At 50.3% G+C, this 12,974-nt stretch carries 13 protein-coding genes; 6 read left to right on the plus strand and 7 right to left on the minus strand.

What is annotated here, in order from left to right:
• The 5 genes from JF818_RS05735 to JF818_RS05755 all read right to left on the minus strand — a co-directional run.
• A partial coding sequence (locus tag JF818_RS05735; RefSeq protein WP_198891012.1) for a cation transporter occupies window positions 1-1,445 on the minus strand: 1,445 nt, incomplete at its 3' end.
• A 13-nt stretch (window positions 1,446-1,458) separates the two neighbouring features.
• Window positions 1,459-1,833, minus strand: coding sequence for a metalloregulator ArsR/SmtB family transcription factor (locus JF818_RS05740; protein WP_014271466.1), 375 nt, complete (start codon window positions 1,831-1,833; stop codon window positions 1,459-1,461).
• Window positions 1,834-2,250: 417 nt separating this feature from the next.
• Complete coding sequence (locus JF818_RS05745; protein ID WP_233066422.1) at window positions 2,251-3,435, minus strand: recombinase family protein; 1,185 nt, start codon at window positions 3,433-3,435, stop codon at window positions 2,251-2,253.
• Between the two features lie 201 nt (window positions 3,436-3,636).
• Window positions 3,637-5,001, minus strand: coding sequence for a site-specific integrase (locus JF818_RS05750; protein WP_198891013.1), 1,365 nt, complete (start codon window positions 4,999-5,001; stop codon window positions 3,637-3,639).
• Between the two features lie 87 nt (window positions 5,002-5,088).
• The gene (locus tag JF818_RS05755) at window positions 5,089-5,643 is read right to left on the minus strand and encodes a helix-turn-helix domain-containing protein (RefSeq protein WP_198891014.1); all 555 of its coding nucleotides are present in this window, start codon (window positions 5,641-5,643) and stop codon (window positions 5,089-5,091) included.
• Between the two features lie 160 nt (window positions 5,644-5,803).
• Between JF818_RS05755 and JF818_RS05760 the strand changes: the two genes are divergently transcribed.
• From JF818_RS05760 to JF818_RS05780, 5 genes are all read left to right on the plus strand, one after another.
• Window positions 5,804-5,965, plus strand: a complete 162-nt coding sequence (locus JF818_RS05760; protein ID WP_198891015.1) for a hypothetical protein — start codon at window positions 5,804-5,806, stop codon at window positions 5,963-5,965.
• Between the two features lie 12 nt (window positions 5,966-5,977).
• Window positions 5,978-6,193, plus strand: coding sequence for a hypothetical protein (locus JF818_RS05765; protein WP_198891016.1), 216 nt, complete (start codon window positions 5,978-5,980; stop codon window positions 6,191-6,193).
• Between the two features lie 23 nt (window positions 6,194-6,216).
• Window positions 6,217-8,535, plus strand: a complete 2,319-nt coding sequence (locus tag JF818_RS05770) for a phage/plasmid primase, P4 family (RefSeq protein WP_198891017.1) — start codon at window positions 6,217-6,219, stop codon at window positions 8,533-8,535.
• A 346-nt stretch (window positions 8,536-8,881) separates the two neighbouring features.
• Window positions 8,882-9,178, plus strand: a complete 297-nt coding sequence (locus JF818_RS05775; RefSeq protein WP_198891018.1) for a hypothetical protein — start codon at window positions 8,882-8,884, stop codon at window positions 9,176-9,178.
• The gene (locus JF818_RS05780) at window positions 9,178-10,119 is read left to right on the plus strand and encodes a phage major capsid protein (RefSeq protein ID WP_198891020.1); all 942 of its coding nucleotides are present in this window, start codon (window positions 9,178-9,180) and stop codon (window positions 10,117-10,119) included. The genes JF818_RS05775 and JF818_RS05780 overlap by 1 nt, the downstream gene beginning before the upstream one ends.
• 258 nt (window positions 10,120-10,377) lie before the next feature.
• Here the strand turns inward: JF818_RS05780 and JF818_RS05785 are convergent, their stop codons facing one another.
• Complete coding sequence (locus JF818_RS05785; RefSeq protein ID WP_198891022.1) at window positions 10,378-11,028, minus strand: hypothetical protein; 651 nt, start codon at window positions 11,026-11,028, stop codon at window positions 10,378-10,380.
• Window positions 11,025-11,492, minus strand: coding sequence for a hypothetical protein (locus JF818_RS05790; protein ID WP_198891024.1), 468 nt, complete (start codon window positions 11,490-11,492; stop codon window positions 11,025-11,027). The genes JF818_RS05785 and JF818_RS05790 overlap by 4 nt, the downstream gene beginning before the upstream one ends.
• A gap of 516 nt (window positions 11,493-12,008) precedes the next feature.
• Here JF818_RS05790 and JF818_RS05795 point away from each other — a divergent pair.
• Window positions 12,009-12,974, plus strand: a 966-nt coding sequence (locus JF818_RS05795; protein ID WP_198891026.1) for a DEAD/DEAH box helicase family protein, incomplete at its 3' end; no start/stop codon positions are given.

Here is a 12,974-nt window from a genome sequence, read left to right on the forward strand (position 1 = left end):
GTATAGGAACGCGCAAATTTTGTTATAAATTTTTCTGTAGGAGCTTTCTTACTGCTGGCATTCTGAACCAGATCCAAAATTTTAGATACAGTTGAATCACCAAAATCCTTTGTTACCTCTATTGTCAAAACGCCATTTTTATTAATGAATCCGCTCAATGCATCGTTTCCTGGCTCGAGTTCACGAGGAACAGATTCCCCTGTTAACGCTGCAGTGTCAACCATTGAGTTTCCTTCTATAACCTTGCCATCGAGGGGAACTTTTTCTCCTGGCTTAACAATAATGATGTCACCTATGTTTACCTCTTCAGGAGATACTTTCCTGATCTCATCGCCAACTTTAAGATTTGCATAGTCAGGACGTATATCCATCAAAGCACTTATTGATTTTCTGGAGTGACCTACAGCTATATCCTGAAACAATTCACCTACCAGATAGAACAGCATAACTGCTACACCTTCTGGATACTCTCCAACGAAGAAAGCACCAATGGTAGCAATACTCATTAGAAAATGCTCACTGAATACCTGTCCACGGGCAATACCTTTTATTGCTCTTAAGACAACCTCTCCACCAACTATAATATAACTAATAATAAATAAGGTAAGCTCAAGCCAATTTTGGAAATTAAAGATGATTCCCACGGCAAATATTGCTCCACCGACCACAAGTCTTATGATTTCTTTTTTGTTGACACCTTCTTCTTCCTCTTCATTATTTTCTTTTATGTTGGCCTTAGATGTATCTTTCTCAAAAACAATCTTTACATCCGGTTCGATTTTTTTTACAATGCCTTCAATCTTCTCATTTAATTCAGTGCGGTTGACTTTCGGACTTATTTCCATTGTTAGTTTCTTCGAAACAAAATCTACTGCAGCAAACTCCACTCCTTCTAAACCGCTTATTTCTTTTTCCATTTTAGCTGCACAATTCGCGCATCCAAGTCCTTCAAGCATTACTATGCTTTTGTTCACCTTTTTCTTCTCTGCATCAACTATTTTAACATCCGGCTCAAGTATATTTACAATGGATGTTACTTCTCCAAGAATTTTACCAAATTCCTTTTTATCGACCGCTTCAATTGTCAGCTTCTTAGTAACAAAATCAACGGTTGCACTATTTACTCCTTCAAGGCTTTGTGTTTGAGCTTCAATCTTTGCAGCACAATTCGCACAATCAAGTCCTTCAAGTATTAATACTTTTTTATTGCTCTTGCTAATGGATTTTTCTTTCACTGCCACATCCGGTTCGTGCTTGTGCACTATGGTTTCAACCTGCTGTAGTGTATTCTTATACTCTTGCTCTGATTCAGTTTCTAAAGTCAATGTCTTGTTCATGAAGTTCATATAGGCTTTGACTCCATTTAATTTATTAACCTCATCTTCAATTTTAGCTGCACAATTTGCACAATCTAATCCTTCTAAAATTATATCCTTCTTTAACATCACTGCCCCACCTTTACTTACTTTCTTCTGAAATATGAATTAATCCTTGGTCAAATATTTGCTTTACATGTTCATCTTCAAGGGAGTAGAATACAATCTTTCCTTCTCTTCTGCTCTTTACTAGTTCAGCCTGCTTTAAGACTCTTAGCTGATGAGAAATTGCTGATTGGGTCATATTCAATAAGAATGCAATATCGCAAACGCACATCTCGGCTTCATCTAACGCCCAGATTATCTTAATTCTTGTTGAATCCCCAAAGACCTTAAATAGCTCCGCAAGATCATATAGGGTTTCTTCTTGAGGCATTTTTTCTCGAACTTGGTTAACAGTCTCCTCATGTATAACATCACAGTCACATCTTTCAGTTGGTTGAATTTTCCTTGCCACATTATCACCTCCGATATTATTTCAATTGCATACTTGAACAGTTATTCACATGTCAATTTTACTACTGCGATAAAAAGAAGTCAATAGATACTTGAACAGTTATTCAAGTGAACGAGCAATGTATTTTCTATTTATACTTGATGAGGGTTTTAACGATTAAAACACCGCCAGATAAAGGATAATTCTCCTCGACTGGCGGTTAGTTATATGCATTATATTTCTACATCAATTTCAGCACTGAGCCTGAACTCAATAGTCAGTTTATCATCTAAGACTGTTAACTTCTCAATAAGCCGTCTCACCAATAGATCATCATATTCTGCGAGTTGACATGACTGCGTTTTCAACCAATGCATTTTGCCTCAGTTCACGCAAGCGGTATATCTCATCAGCCACTTCGTTATAGTGTTGTATCGATTACTCGTCAATTTGGATTTCAATTCCAGACTTAAATTCCACAATGAAATAGTCATCATAAACCGTTATCTTTTCCAAGAGAGTCCTTACATAATCTTCTTCATATTCAGTCAACTCGCAAGGCAGATCGTTAAGGAAACGCATCATCTCATCGAGTCGTGTTCTCAGATCCTGTCGGGATGCCTGCTCATTTTGAAGGGCCTGCTTCTCATCACGCAGCCTTCTAATCTCCATACCAAGCTCATCACCGGTATTCTTAGAATTAACGGTTGCCAATAGCTCCTGCTGCATTGACTTCATCTGTTCATCAATCGCTGCAATCTGATTTGAAGTGACTTCCTCCCGACTACTCTCGATATTCTCTCGCAAAAGAGGAAGGATTGCTTTCTTTTCCCGGAACGCTTCGTTTATGGCCTTGATAACTACCTCATGGAGAAATTCTCCATGAACAGTCCTTGCGGTACAATCTGGACCATCTTTTTCTACCCTGCTGACGCAGCGCCAAACGGTGGACTTACACCCACGATTGTTCCATTTAATTCTGCGGAAGATGTCACCGCAGTGAGCGCAGAACACTATTCCAGATAAAGCGTAGCGGCCACTATAGATTCGTTTGCGCTTTGTGGTGCCTTTGGTAAGGTTTGCGCGTCTTGCGATTTCCTCCTGTACCTTTAGGAAGATATCCTTTGGAATAATAGCTTCATGACTGTCCTCTACATAATATTTAGGAACCTGTCCCTTATTAGCTTCACGCTTCTTTTCAAGAATATCCACCGTATAGGTCTTCTGAAGCAAAGCGTCTCCGATGTACTTCTCGTTTGTAAGTATCTGCTTTATATTGCTTTCATGCCATTTTGCATTACCGGCACCGTTCAGAATTCCATCGGCTTCAAGCGCCCTTTTTATCTGTAAGAAGCTCTTACCGCTAAGGTACTCTCTATAGATGCGCTTAACGACTTCAGCTTGCTCTGGATCAATGATGAGGTGCCCGTCTGCATCTTTGGTATATCCCAAGAACCAGTTGTGATTGACCTGAACTTTTCCTTGTTGGTATCGGAACTGCAAACCCAGACGAACGTTAGCCGATAATGACTCACTTTCTTGCTGTGCAAGAGAAGCCATAATTGTCATTAGAACTTCACCTTTAGCATCGAGCGTATTGATATTTTCTTTTTCGAACGCCAATTCTTTACAATAAAAGCGTTTAGTATTGTTGAAAACAGCGCGTAACGTTGCGTATCGTGGGGTGTCTGACTGTGTATCGTTGAATATCGTCTAGCGGCGTTTAGGGGATTGGAACACCAAACAAACACCAGAATTTCCGGCAAGCTGTGTCCGCCGTACATTCTGGTGCAAAAGTGTGAAACTCTGCTTTTCGGATGTGTCTCAAATACCCACATCGCCCAGTGCCTTGCTGATGGCATCGGAGGCTTTTTCCAGGGTCTCATTGAAGATATGCGCGTAGATGTTCTCGGTGGTTTTCGTGTCCCTGTGTCCCAGATGCTCGCTTATCACCTTCACCGGTACACCCATGTTGATCAGGAGCGAGGCATTGGCGTGGCGCAGGTCGTGGATGTGCACATCGGGGAAATCATGCCGCTCGAGCAGCCGCTTGAATTGCAGGTTGATGTAATTGTTGTTGATGTAATTTCCGAACATACCGGTGAAAACGACACCCTTTTCGACCCACTTGTCACCCACCTCAATTTTTCTCTGTTCCTGCCACTCGCGTTGCTCTTTCAGGAGCTGGACCACCTGCGGGGGGAGTGCAATGCAACGGACGCTGCTCTTGGTCTTGGGGGTGGTGACGTGATATTCGCCGCCCAGCCGGTACAGGTTGTGCTTGACCGACAGTTGGGCCTTGTCGAGGTCCACATCCTTCCAATGCAGGGCTGTGAGCTCGTTCACGCGCATGCCGGTGAACAGGAGCATCCTGATCAGCTTTGTCAACTGGGGGCTTACCAGTTCATCGAGAACCTCGAGCAGGGCCCTGCACTGGTCGGCATCAAGGAATTCCTTCTGCTTTTCCTCCCCCGAGGAAGGGGTGGTTGCATTGGTCACCGGATTCTTTACGATGAGTTCCTTCTTGACCGCCGTAGAGAAGATGGGCGATAGGGCGGTGCGGATCCTCTTGATGGTCCCGACCTGAAGGCCGCCTCCGCTGTTGACCATTACGAACAATTCACCAAGGTTCTTTCCCAGGGCCTGGGCGATCTTCTCGGCCTTGCGCTTGGTGACCGTACCCCCAGTGCCAAGAGTCTGGAGGGTACCCATGCAGAGTCCAGTTCTGCGTGAGAGCGGCCTGCGCACCCCCCATCCGAGGGTGTCCACATCCTTGAGCCGGTACGATTCCGCCAACCGGCCGTTGGTGAACAGCTCATTGAACAACCTGTCGATCTTGGCCGTATTGATGTCCTTGATCCTCAGGTGCCCGATGAACGGCATCACGTACAGGTCCATGAGGTAGCGGTTTGCCGCATAGGTGGTCGGCTTGAGCTTGTGGATTGCGATCTCCTCGTAATACCACTTCTGGAGTTCTGAGAACTTGAGGTTCTCGTTGAGGTTGGTCATGCCCTGGCAATGCTTCTCGAACTCGTAGGCATAGGCCTTCGCCAGCTTCTCCCCCTTGCCCTCGGTCACACCCTCGGGAGGGGTGAAGGTCGTCGTTTTCCTGATCTGTTTCCCGTCCAGGCCGTAGCCGAGCGAGACCATGATGCGGTAGGTGTTCCCGCGCTTGTTGATGCTTGGCATCCTGCTGTATCTCCTTGCAAACACTTGATTCTGGGTACCATACATCCCTCCAAAGCGCTGGACAGTCAACCCGACAGCCCTTGATGCTCAGTGGACATCGATGCCGAGGTCCCTCTTGTTGAGTTCCCTGCGGATGAACTCCTGCACATATACCTGAAGGTCCCACAGGAAGTACCCCGCGATGTTCAGGCCTTCCGGTCCTTTCGGGGCATCAGGAGCCATGAGGGCTTTGAGATTCGAAGCCTTGCAGCTCACATCCTCGATGAATGTATAGAAATCCCCGTCGGAGAGCAGTTCGTCAATGACACCCAGCGTATCGGGGAATTGCTTCGCCGTCTTGAGCTGGGAGATCGCTTGTTCCGAAAGCCCCAGCTCCTCGTTGATTGCCTTGTTCTCACTGCTGACTCCGGTGAGCAGGTAGTCGACCGAAACACCGAAGAAGGCTGCAATCCTGACAAGGATGTCGGGTGAGGGCTGGGTGTCGCCGTTGCGGTACAGACTGATGCTCTGCTGCCTGGTCCCCACAGCCTCTCCCAGTTCCTTCAGTGTCGTTCTCTTTCCCGTCTGCGGATGTTTCTCCAGCAATTCCCTGAGGATCGCGGGGAACGTACTCCTGGCATCAATCGCCGCTTGTATCGTCATGTCTATACTCCCTTGATTTACGAATTACTTGTGCATTGTCTTTCTTGTTTCGTTTTCATTGACCTTTCTTTTCTCTTGTACTAAGTTAAACATATCAAGTATAGCGAAACTTTGCAAGCGAAAGATGAAGCGAAACGAACAATCTCCCGAGGAGGCAGGCATGACGGCAAAGGAACTCAAGGACGCAGCCCTCACAGAAAAACGCGCCTACTACCGCAAGTGGCGGAGGGACAATCCCGACAAGGTGAAGGCGCACAACGAGAACTACTGGAGAAAGCGGGCCTTGCTGAGGGCAGAGGCCGAGAACCAGGAACAGCGGTAGGAGAGTGCAGGCATGGATGGAAACAGCAAGCCGCCCAGGATGATGAGCATACGCGAGATAGCGGCCACAGGGCTGCTGCCCGAGCATGCGCTCAGGCTGATGCTCAAGGCCGGCAAGCTGCCTGCCATACACATCGGCAAGAAGGCCCTGATCAACTACGACCGGCTGTGCGAGGCCCTGCATGGGCTCACCGCCGATGTCTCAACCAAGGAAGAACAGCCTTGGTGACGGCCCCTGCCAGGAGGATGACGATGGGAATGACGATGCAGGAGCTGAAGGGGAGGAATCTCTGGATCTGCTGGAACTACGTGGTGCGCGAAGGGAAGAGAACCAAGGTCCCCTGCACCGTCACAGGTGGTGCCTGCGGAACCGACGAAAAGTTTACATCCTGCTGGGTGACCTACGCCGAGGCCAAGGCTGCAGCCGCAGAGCATGGTTTCAGCGGAATCGGCATCATCATACCCAAGGATATGTTCTTCCTGGATGTCGACCATAAGGCGGTCGAGGACCCCTTCGTACAGATGCTGCTGAAGCGGTTCGACTCCTATGCCGAGCTCTCGGTAAGCAAGGAAGGAGTGCACATCCTGGGAACCTTCGATATCTCCAGGATTCCCACCCAAAGGGATGAGAATGGAAGGGTCCGTCTCGACCGCCGTTACTACGTGAAAAATCCCCACAACAAACTGGAACTCTACCTGGGCGGACTCACCAACCGGTTCGCGGTGGTAACCGAGGATATGGTGCAGGACATGCCTCTGGCAGATTGCACCGAGGCCGTCCTTGCCACGCTGGAGAGTGATATGCGACGCAAGACCGGCGCCGCCAAGGGAGCATCCCCAAAGGGTCACAACCCCAAACAAGCCGGCGACGCCAAGACCGAGGAGGTCATCCAGGCATTGCGCAGGCAGGCCAATGGGAAGAAGTTCGCCATGCTCTTCGACCGCGGGGACATCAGCCAATACGGGGAGGACGACTCCGCTGCCGATTGCGCCCTGTGCTCGCTCGTAGCGTTCAGGACCGGTGATGATCCGCTTCTCATCGATGCAATCTTTCGCCAGAGCGCCCTGATGCGCGACAAGTGGGAGCGCGAGGATTACCGCAGCCTGACCATCTCGGCAGCACTCGAAGCATGCAACGGGGTGTTCCACAAATCGGTCATGCCCGCTCCCCCTTTCATCACCTTTGACCCCCGCGGGATTCCCAGCGTCTCGGTGCCGCTTCTGGCGCGGTACTGCCGAGAGCACCTGCAGTATCTGATCGTGCGCGACAACGCCACCGGTGGTACGTTCAAGTACATCTACGAGGACGGCTGTTTCAGCCAATACTCGAACGACATGATGCTGGGGGTGATCAAGGGCTTCATTGCAGCATACGACGAGGAGCTGGTCAGGATGGGGCCGGTCAACGAGGTTCTGCAGCACCTGGTCACCGACCTGGGTACGCTGACCGTTGCCGACCTGAACCGCCATGAGCACCTGGTCAACTTCGCCAACGGCATACTGGACCTCTCGGCTGAGCCAGGGGAACCGCTGTACCCGCACGACCCCGACTACCTCTCCACCATACGCATCCCCTGCGAATGGCATGGAAGGGCCACCCCGACCCCGATATTCGACCGCTACATGGACACACTCACCGGCAGCGACGAAGGACGAAAACTTCTGCTGCTCGAGTTCCTTGGCTCGGTGATATCCAACGTCAAGGGCTGGCGCATGAAGAAGGCCCTGTTCCTGTACGGCGACGGGAATACCGGTAAATCGGTGCTCAAGAGCCTGGCAGAGCGCATCGTGGGCAGGGGCAACTTCATCGGAATCGATCTTACCGACATCGAGGCCAGATTCGGTACCAGCGCCCTCTATGGAAAGCGCCTGGCAGGCAGCTCGGACATGAGTTTCGTGACCGTCAGCGAGCTGAAGACGTTCAAGAAATGCACAGGCGGGGACAGCCTGTTTGCCGAGTTCAAGGGCATGAACGCATTCGAGTTCGTCTACGACGGGCTGTTGTGGTTCTGCATGAACCGTCTGCCCAAGTTCGGCGGTGACGACGGCACCTGGGTGTACGACCGCATCATCTGCGTTCCCTGCGAAAACGTCATCCCGCTGCACAAGCAGGACAAGCTGCTGCTGGACAAGCTGTATGAGGAGCGCGAGGGGATCGTGTACAAGGCGGTCATGGCCTTCAGGGGTGTGATCGCAAACGGATACCGCTTCACCGAGCCGCCCGAGGTGATCGAGGCGAGAAAGGCCTACCGACATACCAACAACACCGTCCTCTCATTCTTCGAGGAGTGCATGACCACGCGACCTGGAGGAAGGATCAATGACATGTGCACCACAGGCCGTGTCTACAAGGTCTACAAGGCCTGGTGCAAGGACAACAACAACGGGTATGCCAAGACCGCACGCGAGTTCCGCGAGACGCTGGGGGCGCGCCTCGGCACCACCTTTGCCGAGATGACGGTCCGTTACGGCAAGGGGGGCAACTTCTACAAGGACCTCACCCTCACCGATACCGCAAAGGGTGAATACGCCATGGAGTACGGGCATGATGATTTTGAGTTCCTCTCCTAGTGAATCTAGTGAATGTCCAGTGAAAGTGAAAATGGGAACATTCACTAGAATAATTGATTCCCACACAAGGGCTTATCATCAGTTGGTGAATGTAGTGAAGGTTCTCCCAACTCTATGGCGGAAAAAGGTCATGTATGTAGGTGTAGGCACCTGGGTACAGGTACAGGAGGGAGTAAAGGCAAATATGAAGTTGATTCTGCCTTCACTTCCTTCACCAAAGGCATCCAGCTCCATGCGGGGCAAGGAATAAGGTTGGTGAATGTTGGTGAAAGTACTATCACCGCAACATTCACTAAATTCACCGAGAAGCCCCGTGTGGGCAAGAAAACACCAAAGGAGGGCCGCGATGGCCTGCTATCCATTACTGAGAAACCGCAAGGACCCAATGATCCTGCAACCGAAACAATCGGGCAACACCGAGAGCCACGTACGGGAGAACAACGAGCTGTACCTCACACCAGAGGGACAGGACCGCTATAGGCTTCATGCAGACCATGCGCATACCATGCGCGACTACCTGGCCTACGAGGTCCACTGTCCTCGGTGCTCGGCCCTGATGACTGCTTCCGACGGTCCTCTCAACCACCTGGACCTGGGCCAATACGTCTGCAAGAGCTGCAGGAACATCAAGGGAGGCAAATGATGTACACACCCGATGATCGGCCGTCCTATACCAGGACAGGCGAATACTCCAAGAATTTCTGGAACCTGATGAGAGCAAAGCAGGATGGCCTCGGTTCGATCGAGAACCACCGGAGCACCGAGACCGGCACCTTCTCCCTGCCCAAGTCCGCCGAGACCGCCCTCGGTATGCAGCTTGCCAAGAAGAGCCTCTTCAGGCGCCTCGGGACTGTGGTCAATGCGAAAGGCAGCGGCTACCGCATCTATGCCAAGGACAACAACGATGTGGCCCAATGGGTGCCGGAGGGAGAACAGCTGCCGATCCAGGACGGGCGGAAGGACTTCACCCGCATGCCTGTCGACCGCCACAAGCTGGGTGCGATCGTCAAGATGGACGAGGACTTCGTCAACGATGCACTGTTCGACCTGGAGGGGCATCTGGTCAAGCGCTTTGCCAAGAGCTTCGCAAAAGCCGAGGACGGCGCGTTCATCGCGGGAACCGGCATAGGAATGCCTACCGGCCTGCTGCACGCGACGGCGGGCGCACAACAGGCTCTGTCGGCCCCGTCGCTGACCTATGCCAACGTCGTCTCCCTCTACCTCTCGCTCAAGGCGGAATACCGCGAGGAGGGGGTGTGGCTTATGAACGATAAAACAGCATTGGCTCTCAGGACCCTCACCGATGAGGACGGTAACCATATCTGGCGAGCGAGCGATGATTCCATCCTCGGCAAGCCGGTGGTGTACAGCGAGTACATGCCCGACATCGAGGAGGGTGGCATGCCGATTCTCTTCGGGGATTTCAGCTACTATTGGATCGTCGACCGCAAGCCTGTGGGAATCTCGGTCCTGAGCGAGCGATTCATCCTGGAGCACCAGGTGGGCTATCTTGGATTCGAGTTCCTGGACGGCAAGCTGATCCGCCAGGAGGCTGTCAAGGGACTCAGGATCGCCGCCGAGTAATCAAACAAGAATCAAACGCGCCATGTCGTAGGCGCATGTCTTCTCCTGTGCCGAAAGCCTCTGGCGAGTAGGCACTTTTTCATATCGTGGCGTAACGTTGAGCCTTATGTGGCATCATGGAGCGATGTGGGAGGGGGTCAATACCCCGTTTGATTTCCGGTTTTTGTGCGTGATTGCCCCTGCCCGTTGTATAGCGTGTAGCGCCGAGAGATTCAGACCCCCCTCGGGGGGCCTCGTGCAGGATCGTTTCATATCGTGTCATTGCTTGGGATGCCTGAATGCCGAATTGCCGCCAAGGTTCCTCAGTAGAATGGCTCTCGCTCTCTTATGCTCATCCCCGATGAACCCGAGCCTGAGCAGGTAGCAGCGCATCGCGTACTTGTCGTTGTCTCCATCGGTCGAGGATGCCAGCACACGCTTTTGCCTGCGTGCCATTTCGCAAAGCTTGCCGATGAAGGCGGCATAGGCCTCGGCCTCGTCGGCCTCCCCGCTGAGGTTGAACCAAGGGAAGCTGACCCAATCGCTGGTGATGACCACCTCAAGTGATTCCGTCTGGAAGGCCCGCTTGAACAGACCCTCCTTGGCTTTCACCATCTGGGTGAGGATGTTCAGCTGATCATCGGAGAAATCAGCTCGGGGCAGGTTGATCGTGAGCTTATCGGCTTCCTCGATGCCGTCGCTCACATACCCGCGGCTCTTAAGGTGCTCCAGCAACTTCTTAATTGTTGCATCGTCCATGCTTTCGGGAATGCTGAGCTTCCCGCTACGGTCCAGGATACACCCACCAATCTCGTAGTTGCAGGTGGGGTACATCATGTACCTGGGGAGGGTGTTCAGGGCTTCTGCGATATCGTCGGCCAGTTTCTTTCGTTGCTTGGTGCTGATCTGGTAGGGGATGACCATCCTCATAAGCGCACCTCCATCTTGATTGCATCGATCATCTTGGGCTCGCCTGTGCTCCAGTCAGCATAACGCGCCTTCACCTGTGTCAATCCAGCCATGTGCCAGCCGTGTATGGCGAAGGCAGCCAATGTAGCAATCAAGCCAGAGTAGTTGCTGCTGATGGTGAACTCTGTGACCCCATTCTCTCGGAAGATGGTAGCAATCTCCTCGATATCCTCGAACCAGATACCTTCGTCGAAGTCGATGCATTTATTACCTGTCGCCTTGGCTGTCTGGTAGGCCATGAACATCGTGCGGTTGATACCTGCTTCCTTGGAGCTTTTCTTCTCTTTGATTGCCTGCTCGAAACGTTCAATCACCGGCACTCCTCTTTCGAGCATTTCGCAGAATTCCTCGTATCCCATCTGCCCGTTTGCCATCATGGCCTTGCTGGCCTGTACCAGTTCCTCTTTCGTCCAATCCTTACCCATGCTGTGCTCTCCTTGATTTTTGGTATGTGTATGTACGCTCTTGTAGGCATGGATAGCAAGTCAATTATGGGAATCCGTAAAGAAAATTATTCCATATTTTTAAAGAAATGTTTTTAAGCTCTTACTAAAATGAGAATTGTGTGTTGCAATATAAGATAATATTGAGCCATAAAATTGTAGAAGAGTTACGTATCATGAAGAGGGGGGTCTATGAGTAATTTCCTAATTAACCATTTTGCGCGCTCAGTTGTTAAAGCTACAAGGTCACAACCAAAGCCTAAGTCAAAGATACCACAGTCAAATTATGAACAAGATCAATGGCTTATTGCACAAAAGGCAATTGGGTTGGGTGTTCTCCTTCTATCAATAATCGCCGGAGTAATTGGTATTTTACTTGTAGTAATATTTAGGTAATGCAATGTTGAATAGAGTATAGGTGTTGAATTTTCACATTTAGCTACATTGGATATGGATATTGTGATACTCTGTAATCTGCGGAGGAAGAGGTACATTAACATGACCCCAGAAGAAAGAGCCCGTCTTGTGATTGATGAGAAATTGATTCAGTCTGGCTGGGTGGTTCAATCAAAGAAGGAATTGAATTTAAAAGCTTCAATTGGCGTTGCTGTTCGAGAATTCCCTACCAGTTCAGGTCCTGTCGATTATGCACTTTTTGTTTCAGGGGTTCCGATAGGAATCATTGAAGCTAAACGGGAAGAAAAGGGAGAATCCCTGACTGCCGTTGAAATGCAATCAGGTCGCTATGCCAAGAGTACATTCAAATGGGTTAAGAACGATTACATCATTCGTTTTGCATATGAAACCACTGACAAGCTTATTCACTTTACTGATTACCAAGATATCAAGTATCGATCTCGGGTCGTATTTTCGTTTCATCGACCAGAGTCATTGCTGGCTTTATTGGCTCAACCTGATACCCTTCGCAATAACATGAAACGGTTTCCCCTATTGGATGAGACTGGTTTGCGACTGTGCCAAATTAATGCAATCAAGAATTTGGAGACTTCTTTCTCCGAGAACCGCCCCAAGGCGCTCGTGCAGATGGCGACAGGAGCCGGTAAGACCTTTACCGCAATTACCGCAGCATATCGGCTGTTGAAACATGGGAACATGAAGCGGATTCTGTTTCTGGTCGATACACGTAATCTGGGGCAACAGGCGGAGCGGGAGTTTTTTGCCTATACTCCCAACGATGATCCTAGGTCCTTCACGCAGCTATACGGCGTGCGGCGGCTCAACAGTTCCTATATACCACAAGACATCCAGATTTGTATCTGCACCATCCAGCGGATGTACTCCATACTCAAGGGGGAGGATATGGAGGAATTCCAGGAGGATGCACCTTCGAATGAATCCGAGACTGATAATGCCACCGTCCCGAGAGAGGTGGTTTACAACGAGAAGTACCCGCCAGAGTTCTTTGATTGCATCATTGTCGATGAGTGCCACCGGTCCATATAC

Source organism: Sphaerochaeta sp. S2 (assembly GCF_016406725.1).
Classification (GTDB): domain Bacteria; phylum Spirochaetota; class Spirochaetia; order Sphaerochaetales; family Sphaerochaetaceae; genus Sphaerochaeta.

Coding starts and splice junctions, on each gene's coding strand:
- JF818_RS05750 (WP_198891013.1), bottom strand. CDS start 5,001: ATGCCAAGCATCAACAAGCGCGGGAACACCTACCGCATCATGGTCTCG.
- JF818_RS05785 (WP_198891022.1), bottom strand. CDS start 11,028: ATGAGGATGGTCATCCCCTACCAGATCAGCACCAAGCAACGAAAGAAA.
- JF818_RS05755 (WP_198891014.1), bottom strand. CDS start 5,643: ATGACGATACAAGCGGCGATTGATGCCAGGAGTACGTTCCCCGCGATC.
- JF818_RS05770 (WP_198891017.1), top strand. CDS start 6,217: ATGGGAATGACGATGCAGGAGCTGAAGGGGAGGAATCTCTGGATCTGC.
- JF818_RS05775 (WP_198891018.1), top strand. CDS start 8,882: ATGGCCTGCTATCCATTACTGAGAAACCGCAAGGACCCAATGATCCTG.
- JF818_RS05760 (WP_198891015.1), top strand. CDS start 5,804: ATGACGGCAAAGGAACTCAAGGACGCAGCCCTCACAGAAAAACGCGCC.
- JF818_RS05790 (WP_198891024.1), bottom strand. CDS start 11,492: ATGGGTAAGGATTGGACGAAAGAGGAACTGGTACAGGCCAGCAAGGCC.
- JF818_RS05780 (WP_198891020.1), top strand. CDS start 9,178: ATGTACACACCCGATGATCGGCCGTCCTATACCAGGACAGGCGAATAC.
- JF818_RS05765 (WP_198891016.1), top strand. CDS start 5,978: ATGGATGGAAACAGCAAGCCGCCCAGGATGATGAGCATACGCGAGATA.